This window comes from Bradyrhizobium forestalis, assembly GCF_002795245.1.
Taxonomy (GTDB): domain Bacteria; phylum Pseudomonadota; class Alphaproteobacteria; order Rhizobiales; family Xanthobacteraceae; genus Bradyrhizobium; species Bradyrhizobium forestalis.
The window spans coordinates 420123-435577 of the sequence record NZ_PGVG01000001.1 but is presented as its reverse complement, the minus strand read 5'-3'; the positions used below and the strand labels follow the sequence as shown (position 1 = coordinate 435577).

Annotated in this window: 12 protein-coding genes; all 12 read left to right on the top strand. The window is 64.8% G+C overall.

The features are described from left to right. The first annotated feature begins 4 nt into the window (after positions 1-4). Positions 5-1504, top strand: coding sequence for a tripartite tricarboxylate transporter permease (locus CVM73_RS01960; RefSeq protein WP_100230317.1), 1500 nt, complete (start codon positions 5-7; stop codon positions 1502-1504). 405 nt (positions 1505-1909) lie between these two features. Then, a complete protein-coding gene (gene oxlT, locus CVM73_RS01955) occupies positions 1910-3199 on the top strand; it encodes an oxalate/formate MFS antiporter (RefSeq protein WP_100230316.1) in 1290 nt (429 codons plus the stop codon). Between the two features lie 260 nt (positions 3200-3459). Next, positions 3460-4782, top strand: coding sequence for an oxalate/formate MFS antiporter (oxlT, locus tag CVM73_RS01945; protein WP_100230314.1), 1323 nt, complete (start codon positions 3460-3462; stop codon positions 4780-4782). A 176-nt stretch (positions 4783-4958) separates the two neighbouring features. Then, complete coding sequence (locus CVM73_RS01940) at positions 4959-5387, top strand: CBS domain-containing protein (RefSeq protein WP_100230313.1); 429 nt, start codon at positions 4959-4961, stop codon at positions 5385-5387. 239 nt (positions 5388-5626) lie between these two features. Then, entirely contained in the window at positions 5627-6646 is a 1020-nt protein-coding gene (locus CVM73_RS01930) for a 2-dehydropantoate 2-reductase (protein ID WP_100230312.1), read from the top strand. Continuing rightward, positions 6643-7431, top strand: a complete 789-nt coding sequence (locus tag CVM73_RS01925; protein ID WP_100230311.1) for a fumarylacetoacetate hydrolase family protein — start codon at positions 6643-6645, stop codon at positions 7429-7431. The genes CVM73_RS01930 and CVM73_RS01925 overlap by 4 nt, the downstream gene beginning before the upstream one ends. Before the next feature lie 483 nt (positions 7432-7914). Beyond that, positions 7915-8118, top strand: coding sequence for a hypothetical protein (locus tag CVM73_RS01920; RefSeq protein WP_061020029.1), 204 nt, complete (start codon positions 7915-7917; stop codon positions 8116-8118). A 42-nt stretch (positions 8119-8160) separates the two neighbouring features. After that, on the top strand, positions 8161-8811 hold the full coding sequence (locus CVM73_RS01915; protein WP_100230310.1) for a hypothetical protein: 651 nt from the start codon (positions 8161-8163) through the stop codon (positions 8809-8811). A 335-nt stretch (positions 8812-9146) separates the two neighbouring features. Continuing rightward, entirely contained in the window at positions 9147-10142 is a 996-nt protein-coding gene (locus CVM73_RS01910; protein WP_100230309.1) for an NAD(P)H-dependent flavin oxidoreductase, read from the top strand. 25 nt (positions 10143-10167) lie between these two features. After that, entirely contained in the window at positions 10168-11136 is a 969-nt protein-coding gene (locus CVM73_RS01905; RefSeq protein WP_100230308.1) for a zinc-binding dehydrogenase, read from the top strand. Positions 11137-11317: 181 nt separating this feature from the next. Then, entirely contained in the window at positions 11318-12694 is a 1377-nt protein-coding gene (locus tag CVM73_RS01900; protein WP_100230307.1) for a cation-efflux pump, read from the top strand. Positions 12695-12916: 222 nt separating this feature from the next. Next, the gene (locus CVM73_RS01895; protein ID WP_100230306.1) at positions 12917-15247 is read left to right on the top strand and encodes a PAS domain-containing sensor histidine kinase; all 2331 of its coding nucleotides are present in this window, start codon (positions 12917-12919) and stop codon (positions 15245-15247) included. The last annotated feature ends 208 nt before the right edge of the window (positions 15248-15455 follow it).

Genomic DNA, 15455 nt, shown 5'->3' with positions numbered 1-15455 from the left:
CGATATGGAAGAGTTAGCCAATCTGTTTCACGGCTTCGCGGTCGCCCTGCAGCCCTACAACATCATGCTGATGATCATCGGCATCACGCTCGGGGTCATCATCGGCGTGCTGCCGGGGTTAGGGGGCGCCAACGGCGTGGCCATCCTGCTTCCCCTGACCTTCAGCATGCCGCCGACGTCGGCGATCATCATGCTGTCCTGCATCTATTGGGGCGCATTGTTCGGCGGCGCCATCACCTCGATCCTCTTCAACATACCCGGCGAGCCCTGGTCCGTGGCGACCACCTTCGACGGTTATCCGATGGCGCAACAGGGCAAGCCCGGCGAAGCCCTGACGGCCGCCTTCACCTCCTCCTTCGTGGGCGCGCTGTTTGCCGTCATCATGATCACGCTGGTCGCGCCCCTCGTTGCGGGCTTCGCGCTGCGATTTGGCCCCGCGGAGAAGTTCGCGGTGTACTTCCTCGCCTTCTGCAGCTTCGTCGGTTTGAGCAAGGAGCCGCCGTTCAAGACCATCGCGGCGATGATGATGGGCTTTGCGCTCGCGGCGGTCGGGCTCGATTCGATCACGGGGCAGTTGCGACTGACCTTCGGCGTCACCGAGCTGCTCAACGGCTTCGACTTCCTGATCGCCGTGATCGGCCTGTTCGGCATCGGCGAGATCCTGCTGACCATGGAGGAAGGGCTGGCGTTCCGCGGCGGCAATGCGACCATCAACCTTCGCGTGGTGCTGCAGACCTGGCGGGAGTTGCCGGCCTATTGGATGACCTCGCTGCGCTCCTGCCTGATCGGGTGCTGGATGGGCGTCACGCCCGCCGGCGCAACGCCGGCCTCCTTCATGAGCTACGGCATCGCCAAGCGCCTGGCGCGACGCGGCAACAATTTCGGCAAGGGCGAGATCGAGGGCGTGATCGCGCCGGAGACGGCCGCGCATGCCGCGGGCACCTCCGCGCTGCTGCCGATGCTCTCGCTCGGCGTGCCGGGCTCTCCGACCGCCGCCGTCCTGCTCGGCGGATTGTTGATCTGGGGCCTGCAGCCCGGCCCCATGCTGTTCGTCGAGCAGAAGGAATTCGTCTGGGGCCTGATCGCGTCGATGTATCTCGGCAACCTCGCCGGCCTCCTCGTCGTGCTCACTTGCGTGCCGATCTTTGCCGCGATCCTCCGCGTGCCCTTCGGCATCATCGCGCCGCTCATCCTGGTGCTCTGCGCGATCGGCGCTTATTCGGTGCACAACAGCACCTTCGACGTGATGCTGATGCTGGTGTTTGGAGTGCTCGGCTATCTCCTGAAGAAGTGCAACTACCCGCTCGCCCCGCTGGTGCTCGCCATCGTGCTCGGCGACAAGGCCGAGGAAGCCTTCCGCCAATCGCTGCTGGGATCGCAGGGCTCGCTCGGCGTGTTCTTCTCCAACGGCCTCGTCAGCACGATCATGGCACTCGGTCTGGTCGCCCTGTTCTGGTCCGCGATCCAGGAAGGCTACAGCCGGCTGCGCACGGCGATGGCGTGAGGCCCGCAATTCGCGCCACTGCCAGTGCCAAACCGTCGCAGGCGCGACTTCTGGAATAAAGAATTCCAGGAATTGCGCGCTCCCCGAACGACCGCACTTCGGAGTGCACGAAGAGCGCATCGGTGGAAAATCCCCGAGCATGCGCGCTCTTTGAAGCGTGCTTGCGGCGCTGCAAAATGCAGACAATCCGTCGCCGAATCAACGATTTGCGTGAGCCGAGCGCCAATTGATGTCGGCGCGCCGGCAGCAATTCTGGCTTTACAATTCCATTGCCATAGCGCATGTGAACAGGCCCGCGTTATTTCGCCGCACCTCCCGTCCTTCGCTTGAATCTTGGCATAATGCATACCAGGATGCCCATCAGCGCATGCATAAAAATGATCGGCGCGTTCGGGAGGGTTTTTAATGACGGACATGGTGCAGTCGGCAGCGGCCCCTAGTGCCGCACGCGTGAGCGATACGTATCGCTGGGCGCAATTGGCCATCGGCGTAGGCGCGATGGTGATGATCGCCAACTATCAATATGGCTGGACGTTCTTCGTCCCTGACATCCAGAAGAAGTTCGGCTGGGATCGCGCGTCGATCCAGTGGGCCTTCACGCTGTTCGTGCTGTTCGAGACCTGGCTGGTGCCGATCGAAGGGTGGTTCGTCGACAAATACGGCCCGCGCATCGTGGTGCTGGTCGGCGGCGTGCTTTGCGCCATCGGCTGGGCGATCAACGCGCAGGCCACCTCGCTCAACGGCTACTATCTCGGCATGATCATCGCCGGCATCGGTGCCGGTGGCGTCTACGGCACCTGCGTCGGCAACGCGCTGAAGTGGTTTCCGGACAAGCGCGGTCTTGCCGCGGGCATCACGGCGGCGGGCTTCGGTGCGGGCTCTGCGCTGACCGTCGCGCCGATTCAGGCCATGATCAAGGACAGTGGTTTCCAGACCACCTTCCTCTATTTCGGCCTCGGGCAAGGCATCATCATCTGCATCCTCGCCTTCTTCCTGCTCGCGCCGAAAGCGGGCCAGGTGCCGAACGTGGTGGCGAATGCTGCACTGCTCCAGTCCCGGCGCAACTACCAGCCGACCGAAGTGCTGCGTCAGCCGATCTTCTGGCTGATGTACTTCATGTTCGTGATCGTCGGTGCCGGCGGGTTGATGGTGACGGCGAACCTGAAGCCGATCGCAGCCGACTGGAAGGTCGACAACGTGCCGGTCACGCTGATGGCGGTGACGATGACGGCGGTGACCTTCGCGGCCACGATCGACCGCGTGCTCAACGGCCTGACGCGCCCGTTCTTCGGCTGGATCTCCGACATGATCGGCCGCGAGAACACGATGTTCATCGCCTTCGGCATGGAAGGGATCGGCATCTGGATGCTCTACCTCTGGGGCCACGATCCGATCTGGTTCGTGCTGCTCTCGGGCTTCGTGTTCTTCGCCTGGGGTGAGATCTACTCGCTGTTCCCCTCGACCTGCACCGACACGTTCGGCGCCAAGTTCGCGACCACCAATGCCGGCCTGCTCTACACCGCGAAGGGCACCGCCGCGCTGCTGGTGCCGATCGCCAACTACATGCAGCAGTCGTCGGGCACCTGGGACAGCGTGTTCATCATCGCCGCCGGCGCCAACATCCTGGCTTCGCTGTTGGCGATCGCCCTGCTCAAGCCCTGGCGCAAGGTCGTGGTCGCGAAATCGACCCTCTGATCGCCCCCACTACAGCTCACGCGAGCACGACGCCCGGCCCCATGGCCGGGCGTTTTCGTTTTGCGCGAAGGTCCTCCGTTCCTGCAGGGTCAGGGCAGAACCGCGCATTTTGTTGAACGAGGAGCCAAGATAGAGCTTGCAATCTGGGATATGGTATACCAAGCTCCGCATCACGCCTGCGACGATAAGCCACAATATTTGCGACATCAGGTCATCTTGGCAATCCGATGTCAGACCAAACAGGCGTTGGGAGGTTCTTGATGATTTCCAGCCCGGATGGCGCCGTCACCGCCGCGCCGCTTCGCACCGGTTTCCGTTGGCTCCAGCTCGGCATGGGCATCGTCTGCATGGCGATGATCGCCAATCTGCAATATGGCTGGACGCTGTTCGTCGATCCGATCGACGCCGCCCATCATTGGGGGCGTGCCGCGATCCAGCTCGCTTTCACCATCTTCGTCGTCACCGAGACCTGGCTGGTGCCGGTCGAGGCCTGGTTCGTCGACAAATACGGCCCGCGCATCGTGATCATGTTCGGCGGCGCGATGATCGCGCTGTCCTGGATTCTCAACTCCTATGCCGATAGCCTCACCCTGCTCTACGCCGCCGCGATCATCGGCGGCATGGGCGCGGGCGCGGTGTACGGCACCTGCGTCGGCAATGCGCTGAAATGGTTTCCCGACCGCCGCGGCCTCGCGGCCGGCGCGACCGCCGCCGGCTTCGGCGCCGGCGCCGCGCTCACCATCGTGCCGATCGCGAGCATGATCGTCTCGAGCGGCTACCAGCACGCGTTCCTCACCTTCGGCATCGGCCAGGGCCTCGTCGTGTTCGTGCTCGCCTTCTTCATCCAGCCGCCGCGGATCTCGATTCCGCCGAAGAAGAAGCAGCTCAATCTTCCGCAGACCAGGATCGACTTCACCCCGCCGCAGGTGCTGCGCAGCCCCGTTTTCTGGGTGATGTATCTCGTCTTCGTCATGGTCGCATCGGGCGGGCTGATGACCGCGGCGCAGATCGCCCCGATCGCGCACGACTTCAAGATCGCCGACACGCCGGTGACGCTCGCCGGCTTCCAGATGGCGGCGCTGACTTTTGCGATCTCGCTCGATCGCATCCTCGACGGTTTTGGACGTCCCTTCTTCGGCTGGCTCTCCGACACCATCGGCCGCGAGCCCACCATGTTCATCGCCTTCGGCACCGCGGCTTTGATGCTGCTGACGTTGTCGGCCTACGGGCACGTGCCTGTTGTCTTCGTGCTGGCAACCGCGGTCTATTTCGGCGTGTTCGGCGAAATCTACTCGCTGTTCCCCGCGACCTGCGGCGACACCTTCGGTGCAAAGTTCGCAACCACCAACAACGGCATGCTCTACACGGCGAAGGGCACAGCCTCCCTGCTCGTCCCGCTCGCCAGCGTGATCTCGACCGCCTATGGCTGGAAGGCCGTGTTCGTGGTGGCGGTGGCACTCAACGCAACGGCGGCGCTGATGGCGCTGTTCGTGATCAAGCCGCTGCGCCGCTCCTTCATCCTCGGCAAGGAAGCCGAGAGCACGGACACCGCGACCGGCACAGCCAAGACCGAGACGGCGTAAGCCATCACACGCTTTGCATGCTTGCGAAGGGGCGCAGCGATGCGCCCCTTTCCTTTTGCCCGCGACAAACGTCAGCATTCCTGTCGCAAGATTTTTCGGATCCGCCAAATCCAGCGCTTGACGATTGGCATTATGTATACCACACTTCTCCCAACATTCACCCCAGGGAGGTTGCAATGCTGGTCGGAGACATTCTGCGCAAGAAGACGCCGCGCGTTGTCACGGTGCGAATGAACGAAACGGTGGGGATCGCGGCCAAGCTGATGCGCGCCAACAATATCAGCGCTCTGGTGGTCAAGGACGTGGTCCGCTCCGAGGGCAATACCGCGGTCGGCATGTTCACCGAGCGCGACGTGGTGCGCGCCGTCGCCGAGCACGGCGCGGGTGCCGTCAACGTCAAGGTCTCACAGCTGGTCTCGGTGCAGCAGCTGGTGTCCTGCACCTCCTCGGACACGATCGAGCACGTCCGTCATCTGATGAACCGTCATCACATCCGCCACCTGCCGGTGATCGACGATTACAGCCTCGTCTCCGTCATCAGCATGCGCGACATCGCAGCTGCCATCGACGAGGCTCTCAAGGGCAGGCCGCAAGTCGCCGCCTAGAGCGACACTTCCAGCCACGGAAGAGCTGCGCCCCCTCTCCCGCTTGCGGGAGAGGGTTGGGGAGAGGGTGTTTCCGCTGGGGAGACTCCCCAAGAAGATAGAGCCCTCACCCGCCGCGCTCGGGACGATGCTTCGCATCGCCCGGGGCGCGCCGACCTCTCCCGCAAGCGGGAGAGGTGCAGGGAGCCTGTTGCCTGATCGATCCAACCAACTGCCAAATTTGGTCCCGCGAGGATTTCATGAAGATCTGCATCTACGGCGCCGGCGCGATCGGCGGATATCTCGGGGTTCAGCTCGCGCGCGCGGGCGCCGATGTCAGCCTGGTCGCACGTGGCGCGCACCTCGCGGCCATGCGCGAGCGCGGCCTGACGCTGCTTGCGGGCGAGGAGAAGCACACCGTGCATCCGCGCTGCACCGACGATCCCACCGAACTCGGCGTGCAGGACTTCATCATCATCACGCTGAAGGCGCATTCGATCACCGGCGTGAGCGAGAAGATGCAGCCGCTGCTCGGGCCCCACACCCGCATCGTCACGGCCGTTAACGGCATCCCCTATTGGTACTTCTACAAGCACGGCGGCCAATACGAGAATTCGACGCTGGAGAGCATCGATCCCGGCGGTCGGCAGTGGCGCGAGTTAGGGGCCGAGCGCGCCATCGGCTGCATCGTCTATCCCGCCACCGAGATCGAGGCACCCGGCGTGATCCGCCACGTCTATGGCAACAATTTTCCGCTCGGCGAGCCTTCCGGCGAGAGCTCCTCGGACGTAGCGCGCCTCGCGGATCTCTTCGTCGCGGCCGGCCTGAAAGCTCCCGCGCTCGACCGCATCCGCGACGAGATCTGGCTGAAACTCTGGGGCAATGTCTGCTTCAACCCGATCAGCGCCCTGACCCACGCCACGCTCGATGTGATCTGCACCGATCCGGCCACGCGTGCGCTGTCACGTGCGATCATGGTGGAGACGCAAGCGATCGCCGAGACCTTCGGCGTCAAATTCCGCGTCGATGTCGAGCGCCGCATCGAAGGCGCTCGCAAGGTCGGCGCCCACAAGACCTCGATGCTGCAGGATCTCGAGCGCGGCCGCCCGATGGAGATCGATCCGCTCGTCACCGTGGTGCAGGAGATGGGCCGCCTCACCGGCATCGCCACGCCCGCGCTCGACTCCGTGCTGGCGATGGTGACCCAGCGCGCTCGCATCGCCGGCCTCTATGACGGGGTGTCGACGGCGGCCGATCCGCGCGCACTGGCGGTGGCATGATGACGGACCAGATCAAGCACTGGCTGCGATTCCGCCATGCCGGCACGACCGGCTTCGGCACGCTGACCTCATCAGGCATCAGTGTGCATGAGGGCGAGATGTTCGGCCGCCATGCACCCACGAGCAAGATTCTGGCGTTGCCCGAGGTCGAGCTGCTCGCGCCCTGCGTGCCCAGCAAGATCATAGCGCTCTGGAATAATTTTCACGCGCTCGCCGCGAAACTCAACCAACCCGAGCCGCCGGAGCCGCTCTATCTGCTCAAGGCCACCACCACCATCACGACGCCCGGCGCCGTGATCCGCCGCCCCTCTTATTATGACGGCAAGACGACCTATGAGGGCGAGCTCGGCATCGTCATCGGCAGGACCTGCGCCCGCGTCTCGCCTGATGAAGCCGACAGCTTCATCTTCGGCTACACCTGCGTCAACGACATCACCGCCAACGATATCCTGACCAGCGACCCCACTTTCCCGCAATGGGCCCGCGCCAAGGGCATCGATGATTACGGCCCGTTCGGCCCCGTCATCGCGACCGGCCTCGATCCGGCCAAGCTCGTGGTCCGCACCATCCTCAACGGCGCGGAGCGGCAGAACTACCCGATATCGGACATGATCTTCACGGCGCAGGACTTGGTCAGCAAGATCTCCCACGACATGACCCTGCTGCCCGGCGACCTCATCGCCGTCGGCACCTCGGTCGGCGTCGGCGTCATGAAAGAGCCGGTGAACACGGTGACCGTCGCGATCGAAGGCATCGGCGAGCTCACCAACGAGTTTCGGCTGTAGCCGCCCCGCAGCGCAGCAAAATTGATCCCGCGCAAATCGAGCGTCGCGGCCACCGGTATCCTTCCCTGCAAGACATCGACTTTTGATGCAAAGGGAGGACGCCATGACGAATGCCGGTAATGCACTTTTGTGGACGGCCTTGTACTTCGCTCTCTCGTTCGCGGCGATCTTCGTCGTGTGGTTGGCCGACAAGATGCGCTCGAACTTTCTCGGGAAATGATAGACCGAAGCGCGCCGGTTCGCATCGACGCGTGCTGCTAGTGCCGTAGCCCGGATGAGCGATAGCGACATCCGGGACTATCGCTCATCCGGGCTACGACAGCTCGCGGCCCGAAACATCCAGACACATCACATCTGCGCGCGCCAGACATATGCCGCCAACATGTCCCGCGCGCGCCGCAACTTGGACGCATTCAGCCGCCCTTCTGTGACACGTGTCTGGGGGCACGGCATCGCCGTGTTTGGACCAAACCTTCTAGGGGTATGACTGTGAAGAAAATTGTAATTGCTCTCGGTGCTACGCTTGCTCTGGTGACGGCTGCGAACGCTGCGGATCTGCCGCGTCGCCAGCCCGTGCCGGTCTATCCGGCGGAGCAGGCACCGATTGGCAAGATGCCGATTGGCAAGAGCCCGGTTGGAAAGGCCCCGATCGGCAAGGCGCCCGGCCCGGTCGCGGCGCGCTACTGACGCGCAGAATTTGCGTAGCGGCCGATAGTCGAGGGGAATAGCGTGACGAACAAAGCTAACCGACCGGGATCCTGCATTCTCGCGGGCTTCGCTCTTGCGGCTATGCTCTCGTGCACGACGCCCTCGGCCTCGGCCCACGAGGCGAACAAGCGCGTTGCCGACGCGAACGCGCTTGCCACGGCTGACACCGCATCACGACCGGCGCCGCAATCGACGCGGCGCTCCGTCGCGCGCGCGGAGAAAGGCCCCTACTACGTCGACTTCCGCGCCCGGACGGCGGCGAGCTGGGGCCACGCCTTCGTCTGGTATGGCAAGACCAGTGAGAAGGCGGTCGAGGTCGCGGGCCTGACGCCAGCCGGCGACACGCTCGCTTATGTGCTCGGACACATCACCTTCGTGCCGTCGGAGACCGGCGCCAGCTACGGCGATCTCGATCCGGAATATCTGACCGCGAGCTACCGCGTGTACCTGAACGAGGCCGACGCCAAGCGCGTGTTCGCCTACATCAAGAAATTGCAGGCGAACTCGCCGGTGTGGAATGCCGAGACCGCCAACTGCACCGGCTTCATCGGCGATATCGCCGAGTTCATGGGGTTGCAGGTCCCCAACCGCTGGCAGCGCCCGGAAAATTTCGTCAACCGCCTCAAGGAAATGAACGGCGGCCGGCAAATGGTGCGGCTGTCGGCGGAGTAGCGGTTCCGCTCACGCTGTCATTGCCCGCGCAGGCGGGCAATCCAGTATTCCGAGACTGCGAGGCTGGAACCGAGAAGCTGCGGCGTACCGGATACCCCCCGCCTGCGCGGGGTATGACGGCGGTGCTCAACGAGGCACCTTACGCACCAAACAACCGCCCACAAGTCCCCCAGCGTCGCCCTTTCAATTATCCGCCCCGCGGAATCACCTCCGCCTCCCGCATGAGGCCCCGTCCCCACCGCACGCCCCCGCTGATAGACATTTCTCACCCCCGGCGGCATCCTCCCGGCATCAACCGATAACAGAGCGCCGCCTAAGGCCGGGGGAAACAGATCATGTTGCAGACACGGTTCACCAAGCTCGTCGGCGTCCAGCACCCGATCGTTCAGGGCGGCATGCAATGGGTTGGACGGGCCGAGCTGGTCGCCGCGGTCGCCAATGCCGGCGCGCTCGGCTTCATCACGGCGCTGACCCAGCCGACGCCGGAGGACCTCGCCAAGGAGATCGCGCGCTGCCGCGACCTCACCGACAAGCCGTTCGGCGTCAACCTCACCATCCTGCCCGCGATCAAGCCGCCGCCATATGCCGAGTACCGCGCCGCCATCATCGAGAGCGGCATCAAGGTGGTCGAGACCGCCGGCAACAAGCCGCAGGAGCATGTCGACGAATTCAAAAAGCACGGCGTCAAGGTCGTGCACAAATGCACCAGCGTCCGTCACGCGCTCTCGGCCGAACGCATGGGCGTCGACGCCATCTCGATCGACGGCTTCGAATGCGCCGGCCATCCCGGCGAGGACGACACCCCCGGTCTGATCCTGATCCCGGCCGCCGCCAACAAGGTCAAGATCCCGATGATCGCCTCGGGCGGCTTTGCCGATGCCCGCGGCCTCGTCGCCGCGCTGGCGCTGGGTGCCGACGGCATCAACATGGGCACCCGCTTCATGGCTACCAAGGAAAGCCCGATCCACCAGTCCATCAAGGAGAAGATCGTCGCCAATGACGAGCGCGAGACCGAGCTGATCTTCCGCACCATGCGCAACACCTCGCGCGTGGCGAAGAACGCCGTCTCGACCAAGGTCGTCGCGATGGAAAAGGAGGGTGCCAAGTTCGAGGATATCCGCGAGCTCGTCGCGGGTGCCCGCGGCAAGTTGGTCTATGCCACCGGCAATTCCGACGAGGGCATCTGGTCGGCCGGCCAGGTCCAGGGCCTGATCCAGGACATCCCGAGCTGCGCCGAGCTCGTCTCCCGCATCGTCCGCGAGGCGGAGGCGATCATCCGCGGCCGGCTGGAGGGGATGATTGCTCAACCGAGCGCGCAAGCCGCTGAATGATCACTGGAAGAAGCGAGAGTAATTCATGAAAGCCTACGTCTACGGCGCTGACGGTGCTGGGATTTCCGACGTCGCTCAACCGAAGCCGAAGGGCACGCAGGTGCTGGTCCGCGTCCGCGCTTGCGGGCTGAACCGCGCCGACGCCGGCATGCGCAAAGGCCACGCCCATGGCGCGGCCGGCGGGGTCGGCACTGTGCTCGGAATGGAATGGGCCGGCGAGGTCGCCGAGCTCGGACCGGATGCGAAGGGCGTGAAGGTCGGCGACCGCATCATGGGCTCGGGCAGCGCGGCGTTTGCCGAATATACCCTGGCCGATCACGGCCGGTTATTCCATGCACCCTCGAACATGAATTTCGAGGAGGCCGCCACCCTCCCCATCGCGCTCGCGACCATGCACAATGCCGTCGTCACCGTCGGCGGAGTGCAGGCTGGCCAGAGCGTGCTGGTCCAGGGCGCGAGCTCCGGCGTCGGGCTGATGGCGATGCAGATCGCCAGGCTCAAGGGGGCCAAGCTCGTGATCGGCTCGTCGACCGATGCCACTCGCCGTGGCCGGCTGAAGGAATACGGCGCCGACCTCGCCGTCGATAGCTCCGATCCGAAATGGGTCGACGAGGTGCTGAAGGCGACGAACGGCGAAGGCGTCGACCTCATCGTCGACCAGGTCTCGGGCAAGGTCGCGAGCCAGAACCTCGCCGCGACGAAGATCAAGGGCCGCATCGTCAATGTCGGCCGGCTCGGCGGCACCCATGCCGACTTCAACTTCGACCTGCATGCGGCCCGCCGCATCGACTATGTCGGCGTCACCTTCCGTACCCGCACCATCGAGGAGGTCCGCGAGATTTTTGCGGAGGTCCACAGGGACATCTGGGGCGCGGTCGAGTCGCGAAAACTGCAGCTGCCGATCGACAAAGTCTATGCGTTCAACGACATCGACAAGGCGTTCGAGCACATGGAGGCGAACAAGCATCTGGGGAAGATCGTGGTGACGGTGTGAGGAGCCACCGTCATTCCGGGGCGGCTCAAAGAGCCGAACCCGGAATCTCGAGATTCCGGGTCTGTCCTTCGGACCATCCCGGAATGACATCGTCGACGTGGTCCCGCTCCTGCAACTCACTTGCGACTACTTCTGTGGATCATCACTTGATGTCCCCCGCTGGGCTGCTAAATCCCCGGCCATGACCTCCCAGCCCAGCAAAACCTCGGTCGCCGCGATCTCCATCTTTGCCAGCGGCAGCATGGCGGCGGCCAAATTCGTGGTCGGGATCGCGATCGGCTCGCTGGCGCTGATCTCCGAGGCCCTGCATTCCTCGATCGACCTGGTCGCGACCATCATCACCTGGGCGGTGGTGCGGGTGTCCGACAAGCCCGCGGACGAAGAGCACCATTACGGCCACGGCAAGCTGGAAAGCGTCTCCGCGCTCGGCGTCACCGCCCTGCTCTACGTGCTCGCCGGCGGCATCCTGGTCGAGGCCTATAGCCGGCTGCGCGAGGGAACCCCGCCGCCGACCATTTCGGCCGTGCCGTTCGTGGTGCTGGTGGCCGACATCGCCGTCAATCTCTGGCGCGCCCGTGCCCTGCACCGCGCCGCGCGGGAGACCAGGAGCCAGGCGCTGGCGGCGGATGCGCTGCATTTCGCCTCCGACGTGATGGGCTCGCTCGCTGTGATCGTAGGCCTGGTCCTCGCCGCCCTCGGCTTCTGGTGGGGCGACGCGGCCGCGGCCGCCGCGGTTGCCGTGATGATCGCAGCGCTCGGCCTGCGCATGGCCGGCTCGACCGTGCAGACGCTGGTCGATCGCGCTCCCGAAGGCGCGCAGCAGAAGGCCACCGCCGCGATCCGCGGCGTACCGGGCGTGATCGACGTCGACCGGCTGCGCGTTCGCATGGTCGGAGCGACCACGTTCATCGACACCATCGCGAAGGTGCCGCGGACCTATCCGATCGACCGTGTCGAGGATATCAAGCGCAACGCGCAGGCCGCGGTCACCAAGGCCTTCGGCGATGCCGACCTCACGTTCGCCGCGGTGCCGGTCGCGCGCGACAACGAGACCGTGCGCGACCGCATCATGGTGATCGCGCGCAATTCCGGGCTCGCCATCCACCACGTCACGGTGCACGATCTCGGCGCCAAGCTGATCGTCAGCATCGACCTCGAGGTCGAAGCCGACATGCGGCTCGAGGCCGCCCACGACATCGCCAACACGCTGGAGCGCAACATCCAGGAGGAGTTCGGCGAGGACGTCGAGGTCGACGTTCACATCGAGCCGCTGGAACCGGGACTGCCGTTCGGCGTCGATGCCGCGCCGGAGAGGGTGCAGACCATCGCCGCCGCGCTGGCCGAATTCGCCGGCGAAGGCGAGATCCACGACATCCACAATGTGCGGGTCCGCAACACCGACGCCGGCGAGATCGTCAATTTCCACTGCCGCGCTGCGCCGTCGATGAGCGTGATCAAGGTGCACGAGCGTGTGGACGCGATCGAGCGCGCATTGCGGCGCGCGTTCCCGAGCGTGAAGCGCGTCATCAGTCACGCCGAACCGCCGCGTGCGCGATGAGAATGCGTGGAGAGTCACACGTTCTCGTTTCGGACTCCTCGCGCCCGTGAGTTTGCGGACACCCGATGCACAAACTGCGCGTTGGATAAGAATAATTTTGCGTTAACGATTCGTTGACTCTCGACAGCCCGCGAAAACTGGATTCAAATCAGTGTGATTCGGAAGCGACGTGGGGCTGCTTCCGGACTTCAGTTGCAAGCAGGTTTTCAGGGGGCCGAAGGCATGTCGCGCGCAGACGCCGCGAGCGCGTGCGTCCAATCCGATTCGATCAAGGGATTGGCGCAATCGATCGCGAAACCTGCCTATCACCGGCTCCTGATCGCCGAGCCGGCGCTGCGCCGCGCCGTGCCGACGCTCATCATCGCCTTCCTGATCACGATCTGCCTCGGCGCGTTCGTGCAGGTGGTCGATCAGACGCGGCAGAAGCGGCTGGTGATCCGCCACGACATTTCGGCACTCGCCGACCTGCTCGCCGAGCGCATCGATCGCCTCGTCTCGGTCCGCCAGGAGCGGCTCAAGAACATCGAGAGCCTGCCGACGCTGCTGCCTGATCTCATTCCGTCGTGGGCCACGGCCTCGGGCCGCCACGTCATCGTCACCTCTGCCGGCATCGACCGCCGTATCCTCGCCCGCATCCCGGCCGACAGCGATCCCGCCGGCAACGACCGCCTGCTCGATGCGATCACGACCGCGCAACTGATCGCGGCGCCGCCACGCGACGGCAACATTGCCGACATGACGCTGCCGAGCGGCAACGCCGCGATGGCGACCTCACGGCAGATCAAGTCACTGCCCGGCTTCGTCACCGTGATCCAGGAGCGCAACGAGCCGATCTGGGGCTCGGACGCCGCGCTCTCGGTGACGCTGTCGGCGACCACCGGCTTCGTCGTCCTGATCCTCGGCTTCGCCTTCCACTGGCAATCGACCCGCGCCCGCGAGGGCGACCTCATCAACGACGCCGTGCGCGGCCGCATCGACACCGCGCTCAACCGCGGCCGCTGCGGGCTGTGGGACTGGGATCTGTCGCGCGGCCGGATCTTCTGGTCGCAGTCGATGTTCTCGATGCTCGGCCTCGACGGCCGCAACGAGCTCCTCACCTTCGGCGAGGTCAACGCGCTGGTGAAGTCCGACGACATCGACCTGTTCGCGATCGCCGATCAGCTCATCTCCGAGAAGATCGACCATATCGACCAGACCTTCCGCATGCAGCATGTCGACGGCCACTGGATCTGGCTCCGCGTCCGCTGCGAGAAGACGTGCGGGGCGACCGATTCCAGCGTGCACCTGATCGGGATCGCCGTCGACATCACCGAGCAGAAGAGCCTTGCGGAAAAGACCGTGGAAGCCGACCTCCGCCTGCGCGACGCGATCGAGACCATTCCGGAAGCCTTCGTGCTGTGGGATGCGAGCGACCGCCTGGTGCTCTGCAATTCGCACTTCCAGCGCCTGCACAAGCTGCCCGACAGCGCGGTCATCCCCGGCACCTCCTACGAGACCGTGCTCGAGGTCGGCCGCATGCCGGAGGTGCGCACCCGCCACAACGAGACCGCTGCCCAAGGCCCGGGCGCGCGCACCTTCGAGGCGCAGCTCGACGACGGCAGCTGGCTGCACATCAGCGAGCGCCGCACCAAGGACGGCGGCTACGTCTCGGTCGGCACCGACATCACCCGCATCAAGGAGCACGAGCAGAAGCTGGTCGACAACGATCTGCGCCTGCGCGCCACCGTCATCGACCTCAAGCGCTCGCAGGCCGCGCTGGAGCGCCAGGCGGTCGAGCTCGCCGACCTCGCCGAGAAGTACCAGCGCGAGAAGACCCGCGCCGAGGAAGCCAACCAGACCAAGTCGAAATTCCTCGCCAATATGAGCCACGAGCTGCGCACGCCGCTCAACGCCATCATCGGCTTCTCCGAGATCATGGGCTCGGGCATGTTCGGCGAGCTCGGCAGCGAGAAGTACCAGGAATACTGCGAGGACATCCTGACCAGCGGCCACTATCTGCTCGAGGTCATCAACGACATCCTCGACATGTCCAAGATCGAAGCCGGCCGCATGAAGCTCGACATGGAAGAGCTCGACCTCTCGAAGACGCTCGCCGAATCCTTGCGGGTCGTCACCGGCCGGGCGCAGGACAAGCACCTGACGCTCGACGCCGACATCGCAAAATCCATCTCGGTCGTCGCCGACCGCCGCGCCACCAAGCAGATCATCGTCAACCTGCTCTCCAACGCCGTGAAGTTCACGCCCGACGGCGGGCGCGTCGTGGTGCGCAGCCGACAGCTCGACGACAGGATCGTGCTGATGATCGCCGACACCGGCATCGGCATCGCGCCGCATTCGCTGGCGCGGCTCGGGCGACCGTTCGAGCAGGTCGAGAGCCAGCTCACCAAGACCTATCACGGCTCGGGCCTGGGCCTTGCCATCGCCCGCTCGCTGGCGCAGCTCCACGGCGGCTCGATGCGGCTCCGCTCGAAAATCGAGGTCGGCACCGTCGTCCGCGTGACCCTGCCGCGCGACGCGATCAAGGCGGCGTCCGGGATATCGGCGGCGGCTTGAGGCTCGCTCTAGAGCAGAATCGCTTTAGGTTGGATCGATGCCGCGGCTCGAACACCTCTCCCGCTTGCGGGAGAGGTCGCGCCGAAGGCGCGGGTGAGGGCTTTCTCCACTAGGGGATTGTCCCATTGCGGAAACACCCTCTCCCCAACCCTCTCCCGCAAGCGGGCGAGGGAGCACACCTCCGTTGGAGCAATCAAGCCTGATCTCA

What these genes read in the sequence shown, in the direction of transcription:
- CVM73_RS01960 (WP_100230317.1), top strand. Translation starts at nt 5, where the DNA reads ATGGAAGAGTTAGCCAATCTGTTTCACGGCTTCGCGGTCGCCCTGCAG.
- oxlT (WP_100230316.1), top strand. Translation starts at nt 1,910, where the DNA reads ATGACGGACATGGTGCAGTCGGCAGCGGCCCCTAGTGCCGCACGCGTG.
- oxlT (WP_100230314.1), top strand. Translation starts at nt 3,460, where the DNA reads ATGATTTCCAGCCCGGATGGCGCCGTCACCGCCGCGCCGCTTCGCACC.
- CVM73_RS01940 (WP_100230313.1), top strand. Translation starts at nt 4,959, where the DNA reads ATGCTGGTCGGAGACATTCTGCGCAAGAAGACGCCGCGCGTTGTCACG.
- CVM73_RS01930 (WP_100230312.1), top strand. Translation starts at nt 5,627, where the DNA reads ATGAAGATCTGCATCTACGGCGCCGGCGCGATCGGCGGATATCTCGGG.
- CVM73_RS01925 (WP_100230311.1), top strand. Translation starts at nt 6,643, where the DNA reads ATGATGACGGACCAGATCAAGCACTGGCTGCGATTCCGCCATGCCGGC.
- CVM73_RS01920 (WP_061020029.1), top strand. Translation starts at nt 7,915, where the DNA reads ATGACTGTGAAGAAAATTGTAATTGCTCTCGGTGCTACGCTTGCTCTG.
- CVM73_RS01910 (WP_100230309.1), top strand. Translation starts at nt 9,147, where the DNA reads ATGTTGCAGACACGGTTCACCAAGCTCGTCGGCGTCCAGCACCCGATC.
- CVM73_RS01905 (WP_100230308.1), top strand. Translation starts at nt 10,168, where the DNA reads ATGAAAGCCTACGTCTACGGCGCTGACGGTGCTGGGATTTCCGACGTC.
- CVM73_RS01900 (WP_100230307.1), top strand. Translation starts at nt 11,318, where the DNA reads ATGACCTCCCAGCCCAGCAAAACCTCGGTCGCCGCGATCTCCATCTTT.
- CVM73_RS01895 (WP_100230306.1), top strand. Translation starts at nt 12,917, where the DNA reads ATGTCGCGCGCAGACGCCGCGAGCGCGTGCGTCCAATCCGATTCGATC.